The 25,116-nt window shown below is 47.9% G+C and carries 20 protein-coding genes; 18 read left to right on the forward strand and 2 right to left on the reverse strand.

The window, feature by feature from the left end:
• Nucleotides 1-16: 16 nt before the first annotated feature.
• The 14 genes from GPL15_RS02125 (at nt 17) to GPL15_RS02190 (ending at nt 15,117) form a co-directional block, all read left to right on the forward strand.
• Entirely contained in the window at nt 17-694 is a 678-nt protein-coding gene (locus GPL15_RS02125; protein WP_215695517.1) for a TIGR00266 family protein, read from the forward strand.
• 490 nt (nt 695-1,184) lie between these two features.
• Nucleotides 1,185-2,201, forward strand: a complete 1,017-nt coding sequence (locus tag GPL15_RS02130; protein WP_215695518.1) for a uroporphyrinogen decarboxylase family protein — start codon at nt 1,185-1,187, stop codon at nt 2,199-2,201.
• Between the two features lie 202 nt (nt 2,202-2,403).
• Nucleotides 2,404-3,510, forward strand: coding sequence for a tripartite tricarboxylate transporter substrate binding protein (locus GPL15_RS02135; RefSeq protein ID WP_215695519.1), 1,107 nt, complete (start codon nt 2,404-2,406; stop codon nt 3,508-3,510).
• 39 nt (nt 3,511-3,549) lie between these two features.
• Nucleotides 3,550-4,029 carry a tripartite tricarboxylate transporter TctB family protein gene (locus GPL15_RS02140; RefSeq protein ID WP_215695520.1) on the forward strand — a complete coding sequence of 160 codons (480 nt, stop codon included), beginning with the start codon at nt 3,550-3,552 and terminating at the stop codon, nt 4,027-4,029.
• 18 nt (nt 4,030-4,047) lie between these two features.
• Nucleotides 4,048-5,535 (forward strand): tripartite tricarboxylate transporter permease, encoded by a 1,488-nt coding sequence (locus GPL15_RS02145; RefSeq protein WP_215695521.1) that lies wholly within the window; start codon nt 4,048-4,050, stop codon nt 5,533-5,535.
• Nucleotides 5,536-6,038: 503 nt separating this feature from the next.
• On the forward strand, nt 6,039-6,578 hold the full coding sequence (locus tag GPL15_RS02150) for a methylated-DNA--[protein]-cysteine S-methyltransferase (protein ID WP_215695522.1): 540 nt from the start codon (nt 6,039-6,041) through the stop codon (nt 6,576-6,578).
• Between the two features lie 28 nt (nt 6,579-6,606).
• Nucleotides 6,607-6,969, forward strand: a complete 363-nt coding sequence (locus GPL15_RS02155) for an MGMT family protein (RefSeq protein ID WP_252198039.1) — start codon at nt 6,607-6,609, stop codon at nt 6,967-6,969.
• A 428-nt stretch (nt 6,970-7,397) separates the two neighbouring features.
• Entirely contained in the window at nt 7,398-9,191 is a 1,794-nt protein-coding gene (locus tag GPL15_RS02160) for a sulfatase (RefSeq protein WP_215695524.1), read from the forward strand.
• Complete coding sequence (locus GPL15_RS02165; protein WP_215695526.1) at nt 9,191-10,675, forward strand: FGGY-family carbohydrate kinase; 1,485 nt, start codon at nt 9,191-9,193, stop codon at nt 10,673-10,675. The genes GPL15_RS02160 and GPL15_RS02165 overlap by 1 nt, the downstream gene beginning before the upstream one ends.
• A 15-nt stretch (nt 10,676-10,690) precedes the next feature.
• Nucleotides 10,691-11,755 (forward strand): L-ascorbate 6-phosphate lactonase, encoded by a 1,065-nt coding sequence (gene ulaG, locus GPL15_RS02170; protein ID WP_215695528.1) that lies wholly within the window; start codon nt 10,691-10,693, stop codon nt 11,753-11,755.
• A gap of 283 nt (nt 11,756-12,038) precedes the next feature.
• Nucleotides 12,039-13,079, forward strand: coding sequence for an FG-GAP repeat protein (locus tag GPL15_RS02175; protein ID WP_215695530.1), 1,041 nt, complete (start codon nt 12,039-12,041; stop codon nt 13,077-13,079).
• A gap of 100 nt (nt 13,080-13,179) precedes the next feature.
• Nucleotides 13,180-14,034, forward strand: coding sequence for an L-ribulose-5-phosphate 3-epimerase (locus GPL15_RS02180; protein ID WP_215695532.1), 855 nt, complete (start codon nt 13,180-13,182; stop codon nt 14,032-14,034).
• Between the two features lie 4 nt (nt 14,035-14,038).
• Nucleotides 14,039-14,728 (forward strand): L-ribulose-5-phosphate 4-epimerase, encoded by a 690-nt coding sequence (locus tag GPL15_RS02185; protein WP_275950449.1) that lies wholly within the window; start codon nt 14,039-14,041, stop codon nt 14,726-14,728.
• 98 nt (nt 14,729-14,826) lie between these two features.
• Nucleotides 14,827-15,117: a hypothetical protein gene (locus GPL15_RS02190; protein ID WP_215695534.1), complete on the forward strand. Its 291-nt coding sequence runs from the start codon at nt 14,827-14,829 to the stop codon at nt 15,115-15,117.
• On the opposite strand, the gene GPL15_RS02195 is transcribed toward GPL15_RS02190, so the two are convergent.
• Nucleotides 15,111-16,967: a histidine kinase gene (locus tag GPL15_RS02195; protein WP_215695536.1), complete on the reverse strand. Its 1,857-nt coding sequence runs from the start codon at nt 16,965-16,967 to the stop codon at nt 15,111-15,113. The genes GPL15_RS02190 and GPL15_RS02195 overlap by 7 nt on opposite strands.
• Before the next feature lie 18 nt (nt 16,968-16,985).
• Nucleotides 16,986-18,569 carry a helix-turn-helix domain-containing protein gene (locus tag GPL15_RS02200; RefSeq protein WP_215695538.1) on the reverse strand — a complete coding sequence of 528 codons (1,584 nt, stop codon included), beginning with the start codon at nt 18,567-18,569 and terminating at the stop codon, nt 16,986-16,988.
• 187 nt (nt 18,570-18,756) lie between these two features.
• On the opposite strand from GPL15_RS02200, the gene GPL15_RS02205 reads away from it, so the two are divergent.
• From GPL15_RS02205 to GPL15_RS02220, 4 genes are all read left to right on the forward strand, one after another.
• The gene (locus tag GPL15_RS02205) at nt 18,757-20,214 is read left to right on the forward strand and encodes an extracellular solute-binding protein (protein ID WP_215695541.1); all 1,458 of its coding nucleotides are present in this window, start codon (nt 18,757-18,759) and stop codon (nt 20,212-20,214) included.
• A 266-nt stretch (nt 20,215-20,480) separates the two neighbouring features.
• The gene (locus tag GPL15_RS02210) at nt 20,481-21,407 is read left to right on the forward strand and encodes a sugar ABC transporter permease (RefSeq protein ID WP_215695543.1); all 927 of its coding nucleotides are present in this window, start codon (nt 20,481-20,483) and stop codon (nt 21,405-21,407) included.
• Nucleotides 21,408-21,418: 11 nt separating this feature from the next.
• Complete coding sequence (locus GPL15_RS02215; protein WP_215695545.1) at nt 21,419-22,285, forward strand: carbohydrate ABC transporter permease; 867 nt, start codon at nt 21,419-21,421, stop codon at nt 22,283-22,285.
• 64 nt (nt 22,286-22,349) lie between these two features.
• Nucleotides 22,350-24,794: a hypothetical protein gene (locus tag GPL15_RS02220; protein ID WP_215695547.1), complete on the forward strand. Its 2,445-nt coding sequence runs from the start codon at nt 22,350-22,352 to the stop codon at nt 24,792-24,794.
• Nucleotides 24,795-25,116 lie beyond the last annotated feature (322 nt).

Genomic DNA, 25,116 nt, shown 5'->3' on the forward strand with positions numbered 1-25,116 from the left:
AGAAGAGGAGAATCAAATGAAGTACGAAATCATAGGAAATATTTTACCGGCAGTGGAGCTGAGCCTTCAGCCAGGAGAAGCTATCTGCACACAATCCGGCGGAATGGCATGGATGAGCGACGGATTCCAGTTGGAATCCAATGTAAAAGGGGGATTGATGAAAGGGTTTGGAAGAATGCTCTCAGGGGAATCCCTGTTCATGGCTACCTATACGGCTACCAGGCCGGATTCCCAGATCGCATTTGCGTCCACGGTTCCGGGAACGATTCTGGCGGTCGATGTTTCAGCCCATAAGCTGATCTGCCAGAAGGGGGCGTTTCTGTGTGCGGAGACCAGCGTAGAGCTGAAGACCGCATTCACCAAGAAGATTTCCGGCGGCTTTTTCGGCGGCGAAGGATTTATCTTACAGGAGCTGGATGGAACGGGCACCGCATTTCTGGAAGTGGACGGCGACGTGATTGAGAAAGAGCTGGCCCCCGGCGAAGTGTTTAAGGTGGATACGGGAAATGTATTCGCTTTTGAAAAAGGGATCCGATATGAAGTGGAAATGATTAAGGGGATTAAGAATGTGCTGTTTGGCGGCGAAGGCTTATTCCTCACCAAGCTGACGGGGCCGGGGAGAATTTATCTCCAGACTATGAATTTTGCGGAGTTTACCGGAAAAATTGCCAGTGGGATTCCGTCAAAGAGCTAGGGGGAGTATTTGTTAAGGATATTATTTGTTAAGGACAGTATTTATTTAGGATAGTATTTATCAGGGAATGCATTTGTTAGAGATAAAATGTGTTAGAAACTGCATTTTTAATTAATTTGGAATAGAAATGTGGGCAGGAATAGAAATGCGGAGCCGGAGAAATAAAAGCGGATTCGATTCGTCTAAAAACGTAATCGGAATCGGGTACGCAGAGGGGAAAAGAGACAGGCCGGTGTCGCTGAGAGGTGAAGGTTTTATGAACTTCAACTCTCAGGGGCGCTGTGTAAACTGAATTTGAGTTCAGTTTGCGCCTGTCTTTTTTGTTTCTGTAAACCTGGATTGGCTTATGCCGTTATTCCCTTCGCCTGAGTTCGCGAAAAAGATATTAAAAGATTTATGAATGAGTATTGCAAAAAACATTGACATATACGAATGATAACGATAATATAAAATTAATAACACAAGCGTTTTTTAGCGAAAGGAGTAAAAAATGAACTCAAAAGAACGTATTCAATCCCTTCTGGACGGAAAACAACCTGATATGGTTCCGGTTTTTCCTAAAATCAGTTTTGCGACGATCAATGCGGTGCCAGGAATGGATTTTCATGATTATACGACCGATCCTGAACATATGGCCAATGCTATTATTTCATCTGCCGTGAAGTTCGGTTATGATGCGGTGGGCATTACCACCGATATTGCCAATGAAGGAATGGCTCTGGGAAGCCAATATGAGCGGCCTGGGGACCGGCCTTCAAAAATGGTACGCTACCTGATGGATTCTCTTGACGATTATGAGCGGGTTGTGATGGCCGACCCCATGGACAGAGAGCCAGCTAGAACCATCATACGGGCAACGGAGCTGGTGAAAAAGGAGATAGGAGATCAAATTTACATCACTTCCTGGTGCAACGGGCCGTTAAATGTGGCGAGCCAGCTTGTACCCTTGGAAGAGGTTCTGATCGGCATGATCGATGATCCGGATACCCTGCATCTGCTGTTGGAAAGGTGCCTGCAGTTTTCCATGAGATATGCAAAAATGCTTGTAGAAGCCGGGGCGGACGCGGTTTCATTCGGACATGCCATGGCATCCTGCACGGTCATTTCGAGGGACCGGTACAGGGAATTTGCCCTTCCGTATGAAAAGCGGCTGGTTCAGGCAATTCACGAGGCCGGAGGAAAGGCCATAACCCATATCTGCGGAAATATCCAGCCAATCATATCTGATGTGGATACCAATGGAAGTGATATTATTGATTTCGATCATTTATGCGATCCTGCTGCAATCCTTCAGTCGTCCACCAGGATCGTCAGAGGCAACTTAGATCCGGCGCTGTTTTCCAACGGCACGCCGGAGGAAGTTTACCAGGAGACGGCCAGGGTTGTGGAACTCTGCAAAGGCAGCAGGAGGTTTATTTTGGGCAGCGGATGTGAGATTACGGAATCGGCGCCGGATGCGAATATCCGTGCATTTGTTCAGGCCGGAAGGGATTATGGGAAGTATTAATAAAAATAGCTGTGTTCACACTCCGCCGCCGTCAAAGCCGCCAGAGGGGGCCGCGGACAGCAACAAATAAAGTGTTCATATGAACATAAAAAGCTTGACAAAATGACAATATAATGTTAATATACGATTAACGAACAACAAAAATAAATAAAACATTCATAAAACTTATGCGGGTGAATGAAAACGTATGGAGGGAAAGTAAATGAAGAAAAGAAGTTTGTTATTTATGTTAGGAACGGTCATGATGGTATCGCTGGCTGGGTGCAGTTCAGGCGGAAGCAAACCTGCGGAAACTCCGGCTAAGACAGAGGCGGCTAAGACGGAAGCGGCTAAAACAGAAGCCGCCAAAGGGGAAGAAAGCAAAACAGAGGCGGCCAAAGCGGAGGGAAACCAGGCAGAGGCAGGCGGTGACAGCGCAGGGGCATTTAAACCTACAAAAGACGTGAATTTTGTGGTGGGATTTGACGCAGGCGGTTCGGCGGACATTCCGGCCAGAATTGTGGCAAAATATATGTCCCAGTATGCAGGCGTTAATATCACGGTCAGCAATGTGGTTGGTTCCAGCGGACGTGTGGCGGCAAACCAGGTGAGATCCACAGATCCGGACGGTTACACCCTTCTTCACGTTCCGGTAGGTTACTATATGCAGGCGGCGCTTGGAAATGCAGACTTTACATATGAAGATTTTGAACCGGTTACCATGTGGTGTGATTCCTGGGTAGGGCTTGTGGTGAGAGCGGACGCTCCTTACAGCACTTATGAAGAATTTATCGCCGCGGCGAAAGAGAATCCGGGAACCATTAAAGTCGGTTCCGTTTCAGGCACACTTCCACAGCTTGCGACCCTGGCAATTGTGGATAAAGAGGGCGTGGAATTTAATATGGTGGATATCGGTTCCAATAATAAGGCTACCGAGCTGCTGGGAAAACGGATCGATGCGTATATTGACGGCGTGGGACAGTTTAAACAGTATGTGGACAGCGGAGATTTCAAATGTCTGATGGCATTTGCACATGAAAATACAGAGATTCCTGGTTATGAGGGACTTCCGAGCGCTGAGAGCCTGGGATATACGGATTTTGATTATCTGCTCCAGTCATTCGGCATGTGGGCTCCAAAAGGAACCGATCCGGCAGCGGTAGAATATTATGCAGACCTGGTGAAACAGGCGGCTGAAAACCCTGACTGCATCGCGGAACTCAATGCGCTGGGATATGGCGCCAGATTCGATACGCCTGCAGATTATGCAAAAAATTGTGAAAATGTGCTGGAAGGAACAAAGAAAGCGGTTCAGGGACTTTTACAATAATTTATTACAGACAAAGACAGGATGTCTGATGGAGGACGTATGGGGGAATTGATTTTTTTAGGAATATTGATGGCGGTGTGCGCTTACTTCTATACTTTGACATTCGGGTTTGCAGTCAGCATCCTGGATAAGTCGGGCGGAGCCGCGGTATTTCCAAGATTTGTAATAGTATTTCTTGCGGTATTTTTAGTGGTGCGGTTTATAACGGTTCTCAGGGAGAAACAGAAAAAGCCGTTTGCATTTAAAGAACTGTTTACGGGAATGCGCTTGTTCTTTTTTGCCTCGTTGGTTTGCTATATACTGGCGCTGAAGCATTTGGGATATATCATCTGTACACTGGCATTTCTTGCAGTGACGGTAAATGTGTTCTATTACAAGACAAAGGACGGCTGGGGGCCGGTGAAGTCAATTGTGCTTAGAAATGTTTTGCTGGCGGTATTCACGCTGACGATGAATTACTTTTTTGTCCGGATTCTGCATATCATGCTGCCGTCCGGATTTCTGCCCCAATTATTTTAAAGGATATGAGGTGAATGTATGGATATGATGGTGCAAGTCTTTCAAAATATATTCAATCCGGGAAGCCTGTTTCTGATTCTGGCTGGCGTGGTGATTGGAAATATATTCGGATGTATTCCGGGGCTGAATACTCCGATTGCAATTGCTCTGTGTCTGCCCTTTACCATGGCGATGGATCAGGTTCCAACAGTCTGCCTTCTCATGGGCATTTATATGGGAGGCGTTTCCGGCGGTCTGGTTTCCGCAATTCTTCTTAAAATACCTGGGACGGCCGCGGCGGTGGCCACAACATTGGACGGCTATCCCATGACCCTGAACGGGCAGGGGACGGAAGCTCTGACTTTGGGGGCATTCGCATCGTTTTTCGGAGGTATTTTCAGCAGTATTATGCTGCTTATGCTGGCTCCCCTTCTTTCGAAGCTGGCCATTGGGTTTGGTCCATGGGAGTATTTCGGGGCGACGATTCTGGCCCTCAGCATGGTCTGTGTATTGATCCAGGGGAAGATGGTGAAAGGGTTTATCACCCTGGGAATCGGGCTTTTGGCAAAATGCGTGGGCATGAGCCCAATCGACGGCATGGCGTACCGCTTCAGTTTCGGCAATGTGAATCTGGAAAATGGATTCAGCCTGATTGCCGTGATTATCGGAGTATTCGCTTTGCCGGAAATCATCAACAATGCGGGGAAATTAAGAGATACCCTGAGCGTTACAAAGATACGGAAAAAACTTTTCCACATGCTGCCGCCGAAAGACATCAAACGCCATTTTCCCAATTTTATGCGGTCGAGCGTGATTGGAACCGTGATTGGCATTCTGCCGGGACTTGGCGGCGGGCCTGCCGGGCTTATGGCCTATGCGGCGGCTAAAAAGTCGTCCAAAACGCCGGAAATGTTCGGAAAAGGCTGTGATGAAGGAATCGCCGCATCGGAAAGCGCCAACAATGCTACCACGGGAGGGGCTCTGATCCCCATGCTTTCCCTGTCCGTACCTGGAGATACGTCGACGGCAGTAATTATGGGGGCATTTGCCATTCAGGGAATCGTGGTCGGGCCAAACCTGAGCCTGACGCAGCCGGTTCTTTTCCGCTCCATCATCATGGCGGTTTTCGTGGCGAATATTTTCATGTTTTTGTATCAGGGATCAACCCTGCGCTTCATGGCCCGGGTGATTGAGGTTCCTAAAATGTACCTGATGCCTTTGATCGTGACATTTTGTGTAACGGGAATCTTCTGCCTGAATGCCAATATTTTCGACCTGTATTATACGATCGGATTCATAATTCTGGGCTATGTGCTGGATAAAAATGATTATCCGGTGGCTCCGCTGATCATGGGAATGATTCTGGGCGGAACGGTGGAAGAAAACCTGAGACGGTCAATCAGCTATTACGGTTCCTTCCAGAACTGCCTTACCATAAAGTCGGTGGGAACATTGTTTTTTGCGATTGCGGTTATTATTCCGGTGGTGTCCGGGATTATGAACGCGAAGAAGTCTTTTGCTAAGTGATCTGCGAGGGAAACGGTGGGAATCCGGACGCTGGTGAAGGATGGATGAGAATCGAAATATTTTAGGATATAAAGATGTATGGCGGAAGGATAATTACTTCCGCCATTTTCTTTCTGAAAAACTTCTGTTTTAATTCTGGCATAATCTTGTGGATATAACAACATATTCGTACTTATTTTAAAACTTTTTGTCTTTTACAAGATGCTGTTTGCAAGAGAGACAAGGAGTTTTTTTCAGTTCCTTTTGCCCCTGACATCAAGGAAATAGTTTACTATGACTGAGAAGGAAAATGTCAGAAAAAGAAGTTTATCCCCTACTTTATCCCCCGCTTTATTCCCCACATGTGATATAATTAATAAGCCTTTAAAGAATTATTTGAACATGATACGAATTAAAGGGCATTGGAAAATTAGCCCCCCGCCCAGGGAATTGTCCGGGCTTTCGGTGCAGTGGCGGCCCTGGCGCATCTATGCAGTAATTACTAAGAAATGTGAGGTGGAATCATGCAGTACACAACTACATATCATTCTCCGCTCGGCAGCCTTGTGCTGGCCGAAAAAAACGGCGCACTGACCGGGCTTTGGATGGAAGGACAGAAATATTTCCTCGGATCGGTGAAGGAGGAAATGGAGGAAAAGAACGATTCTGCAATCTTTGATCAGGCCAAAGAGTGGCTTGACCGATATTTCAGAGGGGAAAAACCATCGGCTGCTGAACTTGCGCTGGCCCCTCACGGCAGTGAATTCCGTAAAGAGGTTTGGAAAATCCTCTGTGAAATTCCTTATGGTGATGTGACTACCTATGGAGAAATATCAAAAAAGATTGCTGCCAGACGTGGTTTGGAACGAATGTCCGCCCAAGCCGTAGGCGGCGCCGTATCGCATAATCCGATTTCCATTATCATCCCCTGCCACCGGGTAGTCGGTTCGGACGGAAGTTTGACCGGGTACGCAGGAGGTTTGGCAAAGAAAATTCAACTGCTTACAATAGAAGGCGTTGATATGAAAAAGCTGTTTGTGCCCGCAAAGGGAACAGCGCTTTGACCGGGAAAAATGTGATACAGGAGGAAACATGGATCGGTACAGGATGTCAGGTGAGATTGACTCTGCTTTCGTCAACAGAGTATATGGAATCGTGGCGGAAATACCCAGAGGAAAAGTTGCGTCTTATGGGCAGATAGCGGAAAAAGCGGGAGATCCGCAGGCGGCGCGTGATGTTGGCTATATTATGAGCCAGGTTCCGCCGGGCAGTGCACTTCCCTGTCACAGAGTTGTGAACCGCACCGGAACGCTGGCGCCGGATTATGTGTTTGGCGGAAAGAAAAGACAGCGTGCAATGCTGGAAGCGGAAGGCATTACCTTCCTGCAGGATGGCCGGATTAATATGGAACGTCATCAGTGGGGGGAATATGAGCAGTTGATGTTACCGTTATAAGAGATAGAGTGTTTTGGGCATTATGGGGGGCAATAAGGGGATTTTACATTAAGGGTGAAGGCATTTTCGAAAATGCCTTCACCCTTAATGTTAAATCCCCCTTATTGTAAAATTCCTTATTGTAAAATTCCTTATTGTAAAATCCCTTATTGTAAAATCCCTTATTGTAAAATCCCTTATTGCAAAATCCCTTATTGTTAAATCCCCTATAAACAACCATTTCAAAAATCAATCCCCACAAATTCAATCATATAATATCAATAAAATCTAAAACCTATCAAAAAATCATATTTAATCTCCTGATAATTATCAAAAAACGAATGTTTTATGAATAAAGAATTATCGAACCCATTGACAATACGAACGAAATAACGTAAAATATATACAAATAGCTAATAAACGATCATAAAATAGAGAGGAAGAGGTTTATGAGAGCGATAATGGTAATGTTTGATTCATTAAACCGGAGGTTGTTGGAGCCATACGGTTGTGATTGGACTCAGACGCCTAATTTTAAAAGGCTGGCAGAGAAGACAGCGGTATTTGACAATTTCTATGTGGGCAGCCTTCCGTGTATGCCGGCGAGGCGGGATATTCACACGGGGCGGTACAGTTTTTTACATAGGAGCTGGGGGCCGCTGGAGCCGTTTGATAATTCGATGCCCAGGATTTTGAAAGAAAATGGAATCTATACGCGGCTGATCAGCGATCATGGACATTATTGGGAAGATGGGGGATGCACTTATCACACCATGTATTCCAGTTGGGAATGTGTGAGGGGGCAGGAGGCTGATCCCTGGTCCTGGCGGACCGACGAGCCGGAGATTCCGAAACACGTGCCGACCATGAGAGAGTTCACTCATCCGGAATGGTGGCGGGATAACTGGTGCAACCGGGAAATCATACATAAAAAGAACGAATGGCCTCAGAACCTGGTGTTTGACAAGGGGCTGGAATTTTTGGAGACCAACAAGGATCAGGACAACTGGTTTGTGCAGATCGAGACATTTGATCCCCATGAACCATTTGATGTGCCCCAGGAATTTGCAGAACTTTATGAGGATGACTACAGCGGGGATCATTTCGACTGGCCGCCTTATGCGCCGGTCAGCGAGAGCAGGGATGCGGTGGAACACATCCGAAAACGGTATGCGGCTCTGCTTTCCATGTGCGACAGGAACCTGGGAAGAGTTCTGGATTTCTTGGATGAACATGATATGTGGAAAGATACCATGCTGATCGTCAATACGGATCACGGATTTATGCTGGGTGAGAAGGACTGGTGGGCCAAATCAGTGATGCCCTGCTATAACGAACTGGCCAATACACCATTTTTTATGTGGGATCCCCGATTCCCGGTTCAGGGAGAGCGCAGGTCCGCATTGTGCCAGACCATCGACATTCCGGCGTCCCTGCTGGAATTCTTCCATGTTAAGCGGCCGGGGGAAATGATGGGAAAACCTCTTGCCAATGCGCTGAAAGAGGATGAGAAGGTCAGGGATTATGCCATTTTTGGTTTCCACGGATCATTTGTCAACATTACGGACGGTGAATATTTGTACATGAGGGCCTCGTCCTCCGTATCCAACCAGCCGTTGAATGAATATACGCTGATGCCAACTCACCAGCAGGGATTTTTCAGCCCTAAGGAGTTGAAAGAGATCGAAATCTGCGGGCCGCTGCCATTTACACGGGGATGCCAGGTGATGAAGATCAAAAACCAGAGCCGCCTGGCCAATGCCACATTCTGCAATTCATTCCAGTACGGCAACATGCTGTTTGACTTAAAAAATGATCCGGAACAGCTGAACCCCATCGATAATCCGGCTGTGGAAGCCCGGTTTGTCAATGCGTTAATCCTTAAACTACAGGAAAGCGATGCGCCAACAGAGCAGTTTGAACGGCTGGGAATTGATCCGGAAGCGGTTTATGACGAAGGGCGGATTTTAGAGGACAGAAAACAGGCGGTCACATTTGACAGTTTTGAAATAACGAAGAAATACAGCTGGTCGGATGAAGCGAAGAATATTTTTATCGGCATGCTGTCTCTGCTGGCGGAGAACCAGACGGATGAATACTTCAGTTCTATTGAAGAAGTGATGAAGGAAACAGGGGACCAGAGGGTAGAACGGAAACATTTTGAGCGGATCGCTAAAAAGTTCTATTCAGACCAGGAGGGAAAGGTGTTCTATTTTCTGAATAAGCTTGCGAGGATCAGATAATGGAGAAGGACAGGATATTGGTGGTGGATGTGGGGACATCCAGCCTGAGAGGGATTTTGTTCGACCGGAAGGGGAAATCGGTCTGGAAAGAACAGAGAGAATATGAACTGGAGGTATCGGGAGATGGAGCTGTGGAGATGGATCTCGGGGTCCTGGACGGCTGCCTCAGGAGCATTTTGGAACAGGCAGGAACATGGCTCAGGGAGCAGGACGGGAAGCTGGCCTGTATCACGGTAACAGCCCAGCGGTCTTCCGTAATCCCGGTGGACCGGGACGGAAATTCGATTTCCAAAGCCATGATGTGGCAGGATACCAGGGCAGGAGAAATCTGCGGCAGGCTGGAAGGTGAAAAGAGCCGGATTTACCGGATCTGCGGCATGAGGCCGTCGCCGGTATTTTCAGCCCCTAAGATTCAATATATCAGGGAACAGGATGAAGAACTTTACCGCAGGGCATTTAAGCTGACCGGGTTTCAGGAATATGTGCTCTGCCGTTTGAGCGGGCAGTTTGCCACGGATTTGTCCATCGCCAGCCGAACCTGCCTCTTCGATATCAGAAAATTGGAATGGTCGGATGAGCTTTTAAACCTGTTTCATGTGGATGAAGAAAAGCTCTGCCGTCTGATCCCGGCCGGAAGCGCTGCCGGGGAGACAAGGGAAGAGATCACCCGGATGCTTCATTTGGAACGCCCGGTGCCGGTGTTGTCGGCAGGAGGGGATCAGCAGTGCGCGTCCCTGGGAATGGGATGCGTCGAGGACGGCAGGATAGCGGCTAATTCCGGCACCGGTTCCTACGTGATCGCGTTGTCGGATCAGCCTGTCGGTGATGAGGCCATGCAGGTGAACTGCAATCTGTCCGCAATCCCCGGAAAATGGATTGTGGAGGGTTCGGTACTCAGCGCGGGAAAGACGGTAAACTGGCTGAAACGGCTGCTCTTTGGCGGCGACGGCGGATTTAAAGAGATGACGGATGCCTGCCGGATGTCGCCTCCGGGAGCGAAAGGGCTGTTGTTCCTTCCTCTGCTGGCCGGAAAGGGGACGCCGGTGTGGAGGCCTGATATGAGAGGCATGATCCTGGGCCTGGGATTTGAACACACAAAGGGCGATTTTGGCCGGGCGCTGTTGGAAGGGATCGCTTCTGAGATGAAGGAATGCATCCAGATCATTTCCGGTTTGACAGGTACTGAATATGGAATGGTAAAAGTGGCCGGCGGCATGACCCGGAATGATTTGTATAACCAGATTCAGGCGGATATTTATGGAGTGCCGGTGATCCGGGCATTCGACAATGAGGCCACAGGGCTTGGCGCCTGGATTTCGGCGGCCAGGGAAATGGGCTGGTACGCCTCTTATAAAGAAGCATATGAGACGGCCGCGGAAGGGACGGCGGAGAAACGATACGATCCCGACCCGGATCATATAAGAATTTATGAAAACCTCTACGGCAGGCTGAGAGAAAAGGAAGCCGCTGTATATCACCAGTAAAAGGAGAACAAGATTATGTCAAAAGTAGATGAGATCACAAGAGAATCATGGATTATGAGTACATTTCCCGAGTGGGGAACCTGGTTAAATGAAGAGATTGAAGAGGAAGAGGTAAAACCGGGCACTGTGGCCATGTGGTGGCTTGGCTGTACCGGGCTTTGGGTTAAGACCCCGGGAGACTGCAATATCAGCATTGATTTCTGGTGCGGAAAGGGCAAACAGACCAAAAAAGTCAAAGACATGGCGGCAGGGCATCAGATGGCAAATATGTGCGGATGCAGAAAACTCCAGCCCAATCTGAGGGCGTCTGTGTTCGTGATGGACCCATTTGCCGTGAAAAAGGTGGATGCGGTGCTGGCGACCCATTATCACCAGGATCATATGGACCCCAACTATGCGGCCGCAGTCCTTAACAATGTGGAAGAAAAGGTTCCATTTATCGGCCCTAAGAAATCGGTGGAAACCTGGGTGAAATGGGGAGTTCCCGAGGACCGCTGCGTGACGGTGAAGCCGGGCGACACCATTAAGATCAAAGATTTGGAGATCGTGGTTTTGGATTCTTTTGACAGAACCTGCCTTGTGACCACAGACGGGTATCAGGATATCAGGCATACCTGCCCGGATGATATGGATGAAAAAGCGGTCAATTACCTGATTAAAACCCCGGGCGGCAACATTTATCACAGCGGCGACAGCCATTATTCCATCTATTTTGCGAAACACGGTAAAGATTATGATATCGATGTAGCTCTAGGGTCTTACGGTGAGAATCCGGTGGGCCTGGCGGATAAGATGACTTCCGTGGACATTTTGAGAATGGCGGAAGCTTTGAGATGTAAGGTTGTGATCCCGGTTCATTATGATGTGTGGACCAATTTCATGGCTGATTTAAATGAAATCAAGGTGCTCTACGACATGAAAAAAGACCGCCTGGACTATAAATTCCATCCATTTTTCTGGGAAGTGGGCGGAAAATATGTTTACCCGACAGATAAGGATAAAATGGCGTATCATCACGACAGGGGCTTCCATGACTGTTTTGAGCATGAGCCAAATACTCCTTTCCGTTCTATTTTATAAAATGTCTGCGGAGCGCAATATTTTGCGGAGCGTAATATTTTGCGGAGCGCAATATTTTGCGGAGCGTAATATTTGCATAACGCAATATTTGCGAAACAGTTCAGATAGGTCTGCGCATTTACTGCGCTGACCGTACGAAAACATTGCGGTTGCAGGCATCCAGCCCCTCGCCGTAGGCGACTTTAATGGGCTGGATGCGTAACAGTTCAGACTTGTCTGAACTGTTACATATTTACAAAGCGCAAATGCTGCATCAAAAAACGTTCCGGCATGGAGGATCATTATGAAACTGAAAAAGATTAAAACCTATGAATTAGAAAAATGTTATTCAATCGCCCCCCTTTTCTATCAGGGCAAGCGGCATATTCTGGTTGCGGCGGAAAAGGTCAATAAGTGCCTTCTCTTTGACCTGTACGGAAATTTGGAAGAAACCGTCTGGGACGCGCCGGGAGGAACCATGTCCATGGTGCAGGTGCCTGGAAGCGACGGCTGGTTTTTGGCAACCCATAAATTCTATTCACCCAATGATTCCAAGGAGGCCGAAATCGTCCTGGTCAGGCCGGAGGGCAGGGATGACTGGAAGGTGCAGACCATGGTTAAGCTGCCGTTTGTGCACCGTTTTGATATCCTTACCAGAAACGGTTCCCACTATCTGATCGCCTGCACGCTGAAATCGGGCCATGAATATAAGGACGATTGGTCGTCCCCAGGCGCTGTCTGGGGCTGCCGCCTGCCGGATCAGCCGGAGGATTACGGCAAAGTTCAACTCTCCCTCACCTGCTTAAAAGAGGGAATGCTCAAAAACCACGGATATTGCAGATGCGGCGGACCGGATGACGGTTACGGCCTGATCTCTGCGGAAAATGGAATCTTCCGTGTCACGCCGCCCGACGGACCGGACGGAGAATGGCAGATGGAACAGTTAACGGATGAACCGGCCAGCGACGTGGCGGCCGTGGATTTTGACGGAGACGGCAGTCAGGAACTGATCGCCATCGCACCGTTCCATGGAAATGAAATCAAGATTTATCATTTGGAAGACGGCAGATATCAGGTGGCATACCGGTATGAACAGCCGGCGGAATTCGGCCACGCCATCTGGGCGGGCAGCGTATACGGAAAACCTGCGGCAGTCATCGGTTACCGGAAAGAAAAACGGGAGATTCTGGGATTCACCTATGAAAACAGCTATCACGCCTCTGTCCTTGAATCGGATGCAGGCTCAGCTAATGTGATGCGCTACGAGAGAGACGGCGTGGAATGCATGGTTTCCGCCAACAGGGAGATAAATGAAATCGCATTTTATGAGATAGAGAAAGAGTGAGGCAAAAACTCCGGAATAGAGAGGTATAAAAAGCGGCGGATGAACATCCGATGCGAAAAATGATAAAGAAAGGTGAAGTGACAGGCGGATGGAGAGCAAAATGACGGGCAGAAGAAAGGCGTATACCCTTGGGCTTTATGAAAAGGCAGCGCCTCCGGAGCTCAGTTGGAGAGAAAAACTTCAGGCGGCAAAAGACGCCGGTTATGATTTTATAGAGATCAGCATTGATGAAACAGATGATAAACTGGGCCGTCTGGACATGGGAAAGGAAGAACGTCTGGATCTGGTAAAGGCCATGTATGAAACGGGGATTCCTATCCGTTCCATGTGCCTCAGCGGCCACCGGAAGTACCCATTTGGAAGCAAAGACCCGGAAACAGAGAAAAAGAGTATGGAAATCATGGAAAAGGCCATACAACTGGCCGACGATCTGGGAATCCGCATGATCATGCTGGCCGGATATGACGTGTATTATGAAGAATCCGACGAGGAGACCAGAAAGCGTTTTGGCGAAAATCTGGAGAAAGCGGTTAAAATGGCGGCTAGCGCGGGGATTCTCCTGGCATTTGAAACCATGGAAACGGAATTCATGAACACGGTGGAAAAGTCAGCGGACCATGTGAAACGGATCAGGTCCCCTTATCTCCAGATATACCCCGATATTGGAAATATTACCAATGCGGCTTATACATATAAAACGGATGTATTTGATGATCTGAAGTCCGGATCGGGACACCTGTTAGCCATGCATTTAAAGGAAACTTGTCCGGGAAAATTCCGGGATATGATGTATGGGGACGGATATGTGGACTTTCAGCAGGCCATTGATACCGCGTGGAACATGGGCGTGCGCCGTTATGTGACGGAATTTTGGTATCATGGCAGTGAAACATGGAAAGATGACCTGGTTTTTGCCCATGACAGCATGGCGCGGATATTGGATAAGGAGAGATAAAGAGATGCTGGAAGAATTGAAAAAACTGGTATATGAAGTCAATATGCAGCTCCCGGAGTACGGACTGGTCACATTTACGTGGGGAAACGCCAGCCAGATTGACCGGGAATCCGGGCTGGTGGTGATAAAACCCAGCGGAGTGAAATACAAAACCATGCGACCTGATGACATGGTAGTTGTGAACCTGGACGGAACTGTAGTGGAAGGAAAATTAAACCCTTCTTCCGATACGGCCACCCATCTGGAACTCTATAAGGCGTTTCCGCAGATCGGCGGAATCGTCCACACCCATTCCTCCTGGGCCACAAGCTGGGCCCAGTCAGGCCGGTCCATCCCCTGCTACGGCACCACCCATGCGGATTATATTTATGGAGAGGTGCCCTGTGTCAGATGCCTGACAAAAGAAGAGATTGAAGGCGATTATGAGACCAATACAGGGCTTTTGATCGCAGATTATTTTAAAAACAAGGACGTGAAAGCGGTTCCCGCTGTGCTGTGTAAAAACCACGGTCCATTTACCTGGGGGAAAGACGCGGCAGAAGCGGTACACAACGCCGTAGTATTAGAAGAGGTGGCCAAAATGGCCGCCAGATGTGAGCAGATCAACCCACAGGTCAAACCGGCGCCACAATCTCTTCAGGATAAGCATTATTACAGGAAACATGGAGCCAATGCTTATTACGGACAGAAATAAAAAAACGCAAAAAGCTGGCAACTTCCTCCGATCTATTGTATTATATTAAGTAATAGATTCAGGGCAATACCCTTTAAGCCATAGGAAGGAGGGAGCATATGAATGGTTTCTGGACCTGCAGCGGCCGTTATATCGGCGTCTGTCAGAATGGTTATTTGGTTTCATACAACGGTCATGTTATCGGGAAATTCTACGGCAATGAGATCTATAATGCCGATGGAAAATACATAGGAGAAATTCTGAAAGAGAAAAGACTGGTGAAAAACAGGAATAAAACCATCCAGCGGCGCCCCATGTTCAGCAGGGGAATCTGCGGCACGATCACAACCAAGTACTGTGACATCGGCAGCCTGCCGCTGGTGGGTAATTTTGAGGATTTTGATTACTGAGCTGTTTCGTTCTGAACTGTTTCGTTCTGATTTGTTTCGTTGGTCTGCGGAATGATCAGCCTCACCGTGTTTTTAAAATACGGAATGCTTTCAAATGTAATGGAAACTGTGCCGTAATAAGCGCTCAGTCTCTGATAAATGTTGTTCAGGCCAACATGTTGTTTCCGTCCGCTTTCCGGGTGTTCCGGGTGCAGGGCGGAATTTGCTTTTTCTATATCAATTCCCCTTCCGTTATCGGAAACTTCCATTATAATATGGTCTGATTCCCTGCGCACATTGATTTCAATGGCCGGCATCAGAATATTTTCATAAAAACTGACATCCACGTCAAATCCGTGGCGGATGGAATTCTCCGCCAGGGGCTGTAAAATGGATTTCAGCACATACAGGTTTTCCAATTCCTGATCCAGCGTATATTTAAAATCAATTTTCCGGTTAAACCGCCGGTTCATAATATCGATATAGGCTTTCACATGGGTGAGTTCCTTGCTTATGGGAATCACCTCATTGCCGTAACTGAGCCCAATTCTTAAAAAATCCCCCAGGCTTGTGATCATAGAAGAAGCCGTTTCCTTGTGTCCCCCCAGAATTTCCATATTGATGCATTCCAGGGTGTTATATAGAAAATGAGGATTAATCTGTTCCGACAAAAGCTGGATTTCGGACCGGTATTTGGCCCGTTCGCTCTGTTTGATCCGCTGGAACTGCTGCTGGATCGTATTGTACATGGAATTGATGGCCATGTTCAGGTGGCCGATTTCATCCTGGTATTTCATCTGGTGAGGCGTGTTGTAGTTGTTGTTTTCAATGGCTTTCACATTGGAAATCAACTGCTTAAACGGTTTGGTGACGAAGCGGGAGAGCATAAACGCCAGCAGGGTGGTGACGGCCAATCCGGCAATGGCGATCAAAAGGATGAAGGCGTTCATCATGGAAATCCGCTGGTGGAGCAGGGTTTTCGGCAGTATGCTGACCAGCTTCAGGCCGCAGAAATCCAGGGGTTTCCCGTAAAGGCTGTAATCCATGTTATCATACAGCAGTTGAATGGCTTCCCCGCCGCCTTCTCTGCTGACCCGTTGGGCCGTTTCTTCGGAGGACGCCAGTTTGTAATAAGAGGAAGAGGAATCCAGGCTGATGTTTCTGCCGTTCTGGTCCACCAGATACAACGTGCGTTTGGCGTAGGAAGAATCGGATAAAGCCAGCCTCTGGGCCACGCTTTTGCTGTCCAGCATCAGCACAATACAGACATCGGAAGTCTCAGCGCTGTCCGCGATATGGAGATACCGGGTGCCTTTCAACTGGGAAATGGGTATGATAACCGGGATAATGTAGTTATTTTTGATAAATGGGCTGCGCCGTATGGGCAGCCATGTGATGCCGTTTACAGAGGAAAGATCCCAGCCGAACAGGTCGGAGGCGGTTTCCTCTTTTTTTAATGTATTGGTAAACAGGGAATAAAACTCCCCATTCTTTCCTAAAATGACAATGGTGTCCAAAAGCGGATTGGTCAGGGTCAGGTTTGCCAGAGGATCCTGGATCAATGCCGTGTTCCGGGCAAATCTGGTAGAACTGCCGGACCGGGCGTCCTCCACGATGTTGTTAAAATCTGTGGTGGAAGCAAAATTGATCACATTGTTCAGCAGAATATTGAAGGAATCCGTGAGGGACTGGCTTCCGATATGCAGGGAATCCGCGGTCTGGGCGTAAGTGTCTTCCTGATACAGCCTGGCGAAATACCAACTGCTCAAAATCCCCAGAAACAGGGCCAGCACCAGCCCGATGGAAATCATGCAGAGCCATATTTTTGACGATATTTTTAAATTTGCGATGTAAGTTTTTATCCGTTTCATAATTACCTCAATATTATCTCAATGTTTGGCCTGATATTCGGACGGCGTCATCCCCGTATGATTCTTAAACGCCCGGTAAAAAGAACGGTAGTCGTCGTACCCCACGGCGTAGGATATCTCGCTGATATTCGCCTGGCCGGATTCCAGAAGGTGCTTGGCCTGCTCCATTTTTACATTTAAAACATAGTCCCTGAAATTCGTCCCTGTTTTGGCCTTGAAATAAATGGTGAAGTAGGACGTGCTGAGGTTTACGTGGGCGGCCACATCTTCTGCCTGTATCTTTTTATCCACATTGTCCTGAATGAACTGTTTGGCGTCCAGTATGATGCTGTCTTTCCGGTCCTGGAGGTACTGGCTGATCAGATCGGCATACTGGGAAAACAGGCCGGTGGTCCATTCTTCGATCTGTCTCAGCGTTGACATCTGGTTGATGGTCACATAGGGAAGTTCCGTAAACAGGTTGATGTCGCTCTGGATCTGCTTGCGGAGGGTGTTCTGCACATCGGTGATCAGGTAAATGCACATGCCGCGGATGAAGCTGGGCGGAGGCATGGGGACGTAGAGCAGGGAATTGAAATAACTGCGGCAGTAGGCCTTCACCTGTTCCGCGTCATTGCGGCGGATGGCGCTGATTAGTTCGCTGATGTCAATACTGCTGGTGGATATGGTGGGCGCCAGGCCGCAGATCACGGATTCGTCGTAGATATCCTGCTCCTTTTCATAAATCTGATAGGAGAGGGCGGTCAGGGCCGTGCCATAGGAACGGTAAGCGTTAATCAGCTCCTGTTCTCCAGAACCGATTCCCACCACGATGCGGTAATTTTCCAGCGCTTTGAACTGTTTCAGACAGCGTTTGGCCAGTTCCCGGACCGGCGCGGGTTCAGCCTTGCCGTCCGTATGTACCAGCAGTATGACTTGGGAGGGATTGCATTCCCATGCCGTAAAACGGGAGGCGCCGGCTTCTTCATTCACGATTTCCAATAGTTCGGACGTGATATCGGGAATGGACGGTTCCCCGGTCTGCTGGATGGAAAATACCAGAATCCGGTAAGGGGAATCCGTGAGCGGCAGGTGGAGCTCCTGAAGTTTCTTTAAAATGTCGCTGTTGTGGCGGAATTCATTCTGCACAAGCTGGTTTAAAAACAGTTTTTTCGATGAAGTGCGCAAGGACTGGTAATCCGTCATATCCGGCATGGAACCATTTGCCCTCTGTTCCAGGATTTCATCCCTTAGACCTTCCAGTTCCGCAGTCAGTTCCTCTATTTTTAAGGGTTTCAGGATATAAGCCCTGGCCCCGTAGCGTATGGCTGTCTGGGCATAGGAAAAATCATCGAAGCCGCTTAAAATAATAAATTTGGTGGGAATATTTGCCTCGTGGCATTTTTTAATCAGATCCAGGCCGCTGAGCCTGGGCATCCGTATATCGGTGACAGCAATGGCCGGCTGATAAGCCCGGATCAGTTCCCAGGCTTCCATCCCGTCTTTCGCGGCTCCGATGACGGACATGTTTAAACTTTCCCAGGGAACCGCTGTATTTAAACCATTTCTGATTGAAGATTCGTCGTCCGCGATCACGATGCGGATCATTTGTCCGGTATCCATAGTAATCCCCTCCCTCTGGTGGATAATTGTCAAAAGTATACGATTAACAGGCCTTCCTGTAAAATGAAATTGTATAAATTAATGGAAAATGCAACATTTGTATTGAAAAGTGTCATTATAAATTGTTATATTTGATGGTAAAGTTAAGTCATCAAGAAAACAAAGTTTTAATACAAGGAGGAACGGTATGAAGAAAAAAATTGTAAGTATTATGCTGGCAGGAGTCATGGCTGCCTCATTGGCAGGATGCGGCGGCGGAGCTGAAAAATCCACCACGGCAGCACCGGCACAGGGAAGCACGGAGGCGAAGCAGGGCGAGGATGCCAAAGCCCAGTCAACGGAAGCCAAGAAAGAGGAATCCGGTGAAAAGACAGTGATTACCGTTTGGACCATGGACCGCCATGATTCCGAATATGTGGAATCGAAAATTGAAGAATTCAACGCTAACAACGATAAAGGGATCGAAATCGCTTTAAATGTTATCACAGACGACTATCCAAATATGATGGCCCTTGCCTATTCTTCAGGAACAGCTCCTGATATCGCAGGCGTTGGCGGCGCAACCAGCGGATTCGATCTGAAAACATTCGTTGAGGCCGGTATCATTGACCCGTTAAATGATTATATCACAGATCCTGAGTTTGAAAAAGTAACTGAGGCAAGTAAACTTCAGTTCGAAGGAATCAATATGATCGACGGAAACGTTTACTGGATTCCAACGGGAATGAGAAGCGGAACCAGAATTGAATATAATAAAGACCTGGTTGAAAAAGCAGGATATACGGAATTCCCTGACACATTAGACGGTGTTGTGGAACTGGCCGACAAGATCACAAAAGACGGAAACGGCGTTTCTTACGGAGTAGGCTTTACTTCTGCCGTACCATTTAACAGATGGCTGGAAGGAACCGCAGAGACCAGCGGAATCTACCGTTATGACTTTAAGACAGGTACATTTAACTTTGACGGCTACAAACCGATCATCGAAACAGCCAACAAATTCTTCCAGAACGGCAGCGTATTCCCAGGTTCAACCAGCCAGGGCGTAGACGCAATGAGAGCCCAGTTCGTAGAGGGCACATTCGGCATCTGGGGCAATGCATCCCAGGAAGCAGGCGTGTTCACTTCACAGTTCCCGATCGACAAGTTTGAGTGGGGCGTTGCAGAAGTTCCTTCTCTGGACGGAACCAGAAAGGGCGCTCAGTCCATCCAGCCGCAGAAGGGCTACATGATGTTCTCATCCAGCAAGAACAAAGACAAAGCATGGGAAGTTATCAAATATTTCAGCAGCGAAGAGTTCTTAAAAGGATACCTGGAAGCCGGATTATATCTTCCGATTTCAAACTACATGGACGGCGTGATCGACAAAACCAAGACAGGACGTCTGGCAGACTTCCAGTTAACCGATTATGAAAGCGTTTATCCGGCAGTTCCTGCCATCTCCCTGGAAGGCGACGATTACGGCACTGTTATCTGGAGAGCGATCATGGGCGATGTGAGCGCAGACGAAGCCATTGCCGACCTGAATAAACGTTACAATGACGCCCTGGAAAATGACATCAAGCTGGGCAAGATCAAACGTGTGGTTATTAAAGACTTTGATCCGCTTCATCCGGGCGAAGGTACGATTGAATATACGGAATAAATAGATTCAGAATAAGTATATTCAAAATTGAAAGCAATGACCGGTGGAAGAAATTTAGAAAAATATAGTGTTTGAGTAGTGCAGGAGGTGCTGCAAATTGACTGGCATAAGTCTTGCAGCGCCTCTTTTATGCCAAAAAATGCAGAAATGCCGCTGAAGCGGCGGATAGTGAGGTAAAAGCGAAAGTACCTTTCGCTCAAAGAGTTTGGCCCGCCAAACTCTGTCTTTGATAAAATGCCGCTAAAGCGGCGGATTGAGAGGTAAGTATGGAAAATAAAAAGAAACTTAGTTTTTCGGAGAAGTTTGCCAAGGCAAGGAACAGAGGGGATTTTGCCGCATTCTTTATGATGCTTCCCTCCGTCTTTCTGTTGATTACAATGTCCGTTTACCCGTTTTTCTGGCTGTTCCGTTATGTCTGCTATGACTACAACGGTTTTAAAGCCTATTTTACAGGTTCCAGGAACTTTATGCGTATGCTCAGCGATGAGACGTTCTGGCGGAGCGTGCTGCACACCTTTGAATATGCGGGCATGAAGCTGGTTATCATCGTGCCTTTATCCCTTTTGCTGGCTGTCCTTTTAAATCAGAAGCTGAAAGGGACCGGAATTTTCCGTGGTATTTATTTTATGCCCACTGTTATCAGCGCGGCTATTTACAGTTTGATTTTCGGATTCATTTTTGCGGTATATAACGGCGTTTTGAATTCTTTCCTTCAAAAAATGGGAATTATCAACGCGCCCATTGACTGGCTTGGAAATGCCAGCATTGTTATGATATCCATTGTTATCGTGGCCGTCTGGGGCGGTTTTGGTAACTACATGATTTTGTTTATTTCAGGAATGACCAGTATTCCTGAGGAAATATATGAGAGCAGCAAGATTGACGGAGCCAACGGCGTGCAGACATTTTTCGGAATCACCCTTCCGATGCTGAGCCCGGTGTTGAAAGTTATTCTCATGCTGGCGATTACCAATGCATTTAAAGATTACCAGTCCATTTTGGTATTGACGGACGGCGGGCCAAATAACCGCTCTCACGTCATGTTCTCTTACATATATAAATTGATATTCAGTTCCAGCACCACGCCGCAGATCGGTTATGCGACCATGCTCAGTATCGTGGCTGCCCTGATTATCGGGATTATTACCGCCATTTATATGTTTGTTGCCAGAAAACTTGATGATGTGATTTAGGAGGGGCTTTTATGGAAAAGAGTCATACCGTATATTCGACACAATCTAAAATTATCCGCGCGCTGCTGGTTGTGTTTCTCATTTTAGTTGCGGCGCTCACCTTATATCCGCTGATTTACATCATCTTCGGGTCCTTTAAGGAGAATGCGGAACTGTTAAGGGGCGGCACAAAACTGCTGCCTGAGAAATTTATCCTGGATAACTACAAAGAGGCGTGGCACAAGGCCAATTTCGCCAGATATACCTTCAACAGTATTATGATCAGTGTGGGCGTTATGATCGTCACTCTGGTTGCCACCAGCATGGCAGGATATGTGTTCGCCAGAAAGAATTTCAGGGGAAAAGAGCTTCTGTACAGCCTTTTTGTGGCATTTATGTTTGTAAATGTAGGAAGCGTTACGCTGAGGCCGCTGTTTGAACTGGCTGTTAAGGTGAAAATGAACACGTCCTTGCTCAGTGTAATCCTGATTGCGGCGGGTACCGGCCAGGCCACTTATATATTCCTGGTCAGAGGTTTCATGAATACCATTTCCAAAGAACTGGACGACGCGGCTAAAATTGACGGCTGTACATTTTTCCAGATTTATTATAAAGTGATACTGCCGCTGTTAAAGCCGATCTTAGCCACCACAGGACTGTTGTCCTTCCGTGCAGGCTGGAACGAATACATCATGCCGTTGGTATTTACAATGTCCAATGAAAAGATGCGTCCGCTGACAGTTGGTGTTACAATGTTAAAGAACAGCGGTGACGGAACCGCGGCCTGGAACCTGATGTTTGCCGGCGCCACCATTTCCATCATACCGATTGTGGTAATCTACATATTCACCAGCAAGCAGTTTATGAGCGGAATGACGGCCGGAGCGGTGAAAGGTTAAATACGTCCAAAAAGCTGTCCACAATAATTAAGATGCCGCAGGTGCGGCGGAATAAGAGGAAAGTATGAAGACAAGTCAATTAAATTCAGAAGGTTTTATCATGAGTTATCTGGTTTCAGGCCTGAAAGAGGAAGATTTTAAGGACAATACAGTGGATGAAAACCAGCTCCGTTATGAAAAATATCTCCGTTCCATCCTTACAAAGAAGCAGGAAAGGAAGCCGGAAGGAGAGATTCTGCTTGGAAAAACCAGCAGTTTAGGGCTTCCGTGGCGTTATTATTATAATTACGAAAACTGGTTTGTGGATTTGAGCACATTTTATTCCGTTCTGACCAGAGTGGAAATGGATGCCTGCACCCAGCTTGTGGCCGACAGGGATATGGAGGTTAAAGCGGTGGTGTGGTCCTATTCTTCCATAGACCTGTGGTGCAATGACGATCATGTGTGTTCCATGATGCCCCCTGTTTACAAACCGATCAGGAAACAGGAAGTGATCCTGAAGCTGAAAAAGGGCGTAAACCAGCTCTGCATCAGGCTTCAGACCCTGGGGGTCAGGGATACCAGAACTTTATTCGGAATCCAGATTCTGGAAAACCGGGATCAGATCAGCGTATCTCTGCCGGATCAGGAGCATACGGATGCGGTTGTCTCCTGCGCAGAGTGGCTGTCGGGAGCTGTGATAAAGGACGGGGAAGTGCGGTTTGACGGCCCTGCCCCTGCCGGAACCACTTTGGGGTACGATTCGTTAAGCCCTGATTTCGGCCAGGTGAAAACCAAAATCGTGCGCCATGATATCAGCGGCATTACGGCTGAAAAACTGGAAGAAGGCCGCCCCTATATCGTTGTGGAATGTATGATAAATGGGCAGAAACTGAGCCGCCGGATGGAAGATATCAGCCGGATCCTGCCCAAAAAGCTGGAAGGACTCAGCTTTGAAGAGAATAAAATGGAGATATTCAAACGGACTGCGGCGGTGGAATCGCTGAGCCGCGGCGGGAAATTCGGTTTTTCCATTTCCAATATCCTGGCCCGGAAGGTGACGGGAACCACAACTCCAAAGGACAGGGAGCTGTTTTTAGAAACCTTATCCCAGATTGAAAAGCGTTTTGACTGCTCCGATTTCCTGGTATGCGGCCTGGTCCGCTATCTGAAAAATTACGAGCTGGATGAAGAGCTGAAAGAACGGGTGAAAGATGTTCTGCTCCATTACCGTTTCTGGATGGATCAGGAAGGTTCCGACGCCATGTGCTTTTGGAGTGAAAACCATTCCCTCATGTTCTATGTATCCGCAATGAATGCCGGGGAACTCTACCCGGAGGAATATTTCACACGGGCCCATATGACGGGACAGGAACTGTATGAAGCCGGTAAAAAGCGGGTGGAGCAGTGGCTGGATGATGTGGAAGAACACGGATTTGAGGAATTTTTGAGCACGGTTTATATGTGCGTTACATTTGCGGGCCTGCTGAACGCCATTGACTATACGACGAAGGAGATTTCCGCCAGGGCCGCGAAAGTTACGGACCGTCTGCTGGGAATGCTGGCAATGCACACCTATAAGGGATCGATTATCGCGCCCATGGGCCGGGTTTACCGCCAGGTTATCTACCCCTTCCTCCAGGGAGCCCAGGCTCTCATGAACCTGGTCAATCCCCAGGTGCCTTATTCTTACGGCGAGGGCTGGCTGGCATTTTACGCTACCAGCAAATATAAAATACCGGAAGGGCTGGCCGAAAAGATGGCGGAGGACATTTCCACGGAATATGAGACGGGAAATGCCATGATCCGTTTGGAGAAGAACGAAGGTTTCTGCATGACTTCCGTACAGTCGCCCAGAATGGACGAAGGATTTAAGAGATGGACCAATTTGACGCTGGTTGAGGAAATGGAGCCGGTGGATAAGAAGACCCACGAGTACACCAAGTCCTTAAATGAACGTTTCCACGGCACCACCTGCTTTGAGCCGGGCGTCTATGGATACCAGCAGCATATGTGGAGCGCGGCGCTGGACGGCCAGACCCAGGTGTTCACCAACCATCCGGGCGGAAGCTGCGATTCCAGCGAAATGCGTCCGGGATTCTGGTACGGCAACGGCGTTATGCCGGCGATCCGCCAGGAAAAGGGCGTGCTGGGAGCCATTTATGTGATCCCTGAGGAACACCCGATTCATTTTACCCATGCATTCTGGCCAGGGGTTAAGTTTGAACGGCAGGCAGTGGAGGAACACTGGCTGTTCGGTCAGAAGGACGGCGGATATCTGGCCCTCTGGTGCAGCGAACCCATGAAGGTCCATCAGGATCAGGTATTCGACTGCGAGTACAGAAGCTACGGGGATGAGATCGCCTACTGCTGTATGGGAGCGGGGAAGGATGAATATCCTGATTTAGAGGCGTTTGCGGAGTGGTGCAGAAAACATGAGCCGGTTTATGATGGGGAAATGAAGCGTCTGACGGCTGAGGGATTGGAATTGGTTTATGAAAAGCGGGAAGATGTGACGCAGTATATATAGGTAAAGAAATTTGCGGTATAAACTATATTTTAATAGTGCTGAGATTAGCCTTAATGGTAATGTAGTCTGTTATAAATCGCAGTCATATAGCAATTTAAATATATAATAGTTATCATTGTATTTGGTTCCTCTCCACGATAAAAAATTGGTGTATAGTTGAAAAGAAGTCAGAGGATAGTCTGGTGGTTTCCTTCGGAAATAAGCGAAGGAGGAAATGTAATATGGATACACTTGAAGTGTTGACATTGGTGCTGGTGATTTTTGCCGCGCTTGCCTGCATAGATAACCATCAGAACAAAAAATAGCTATCCTCTACCGCAAA

The organism is Clostridium sp. MCC353, assembly GCF_018785315.1.
GTDB lineage: Bacteria > Bacillota > Clostridia > Lachnospirales > Lachnospiraceae > CHH4-2.

Bases quoted from the DNA above. Each gene is read 5' to 3' on its own strand.
- GPL15_RS02185 (WP_275950449.1), top strand. From the start codon at position 14,039: ATGCTGGAAGAATTGAAAAAACTGGTATATGAAGTCAATATGCAGCTC.
- GPL15_RS02140 (WP_215695520.1), top strand. From the start codon at position 3,550: ATGGGGGAATTGATTTTTTTAGGAATATTGATGGCGGTGTGCGCTTAC.
- GPL15_RS02150 (WP_215695522.1), top strand. From the start codon at position 6,039: ATGCAGTACACAACTACATATCATTCTCCGCTCGGCAGCCTTGTGCTG.
- GPL15_RS02180 (WP_215695532.1), top strand. From the start codon at position 13,180: ATGACGGGCAGAAGAAAGGCGTATACCCTTGGGCTTTATGAAAAGGCA.
- GPL15_RS02195 (WP_215695536.1), bottom strand. From the start codon at position 16,967: ATGAAACGGATAAAAACTTACATCGCAAATTTAAAAATATCGTCAAAA.
- ulaG (WP_215695528.1), top strand. From the start codon at position 10,691: ATGTCAAAAGTAGATGAGATCACAAGAGAATCATGGATTATGAGTACA.
- GPL15_RS02175 (WP_215695530.1), top strand. From the start codon at position 12,039: ATGAAACTGAAAAAGATTAAAACCTATGAATTAGAAAAATGTTATTCA.
- GPL15_RS02205 (WP_215695541.1), top strand. From the start codon at position 18,757: ATGAAGAAAAAAATTGTAAGTATTATGCTGGCAGGAGTCATGGCTGCC.
- GPL15_RS02130 (WP_215695518.1), top strand. From the start codon at position 1,185: ATGAACTCAAAAGAACGTATTCAATCCCTTCTGGACGGAAAACAACCT.
- GPL15_RS02165 (WP_215695526.1), top strand. From the start codon at position 9,191: ATGGAGAAGGACAGGATATTGGTGGTGGATGTGGGGACATCCAGCCTG.
- GPL15_RS02135 (WP_215695519.1), top strand. From the start codon at position 2,404: ATGAAGAAAAGAAGTTTGTTATTTATGTTAGGAACGGTCATGATGGTA.
- GPL15_RS02145 (WP_215695521.1), top strand. From the start codon at position 4,048: ATGGATATGATGGTGCAAGTCTTTCAAAATATATTCAATCCGGGAAGC.
- GPL15_RS02155 (WP_252198039.1), top strand. From the start codon at position 6,607: ATGGATCGGTACAGGATGTCAGGTGAGATTGACTCTGCTTTCGTCAAC.
- GPL15_RS02200 (WP_215695538.1), bottom strand. From the start codon at position 18,569: ATGGATACCGGACAAATGATCCGCATCGTGATCGCGGACGACGAATCT.
- GPL15_RS02220 (WP_215695547.1), top strand. From the start codon at position 22,350: ATGAAGACAAGTCAATTAAATTCAGAAGGTTTTATCATGAGTTATCTG.
- GPL15_RS02215 (WP_215695545.1), top strand. From the start codon at position 21,419: ATGGAAAAGAGTCATACCGTATATTCGACACAATCTAAAATTATCCGC.
- GPL15_RS02210 (WP_215695543.1), top strand. From the start codon at position 20,481: ATGGAAAATAAAAAGAAACTTAGTTTTTCGGAGAAGTTTGCCAAGGCA.
- GPL15_RS02160 (WP_215695524.1), top strand. From the start codon at position 7,398: ATGAGAGCGATAATGGTAATGTTTGATTCATTAAACCGGAGGTTGTTG.
- GPL15_RS02190 (WP_215695534.1), top strand. From the start codon at position 14,827: ATGAATGGTTTCTGGACCTGCAGCGGCCGTTATATCGGCGTCTGTCAG.
- GPL15_RS02125 (WP_215695517.1), top strand. From the start codon at position 17: ATGAAGTACGAAATCATAGGAAATATTTTACCGGCAGTGGAGCTGAGC.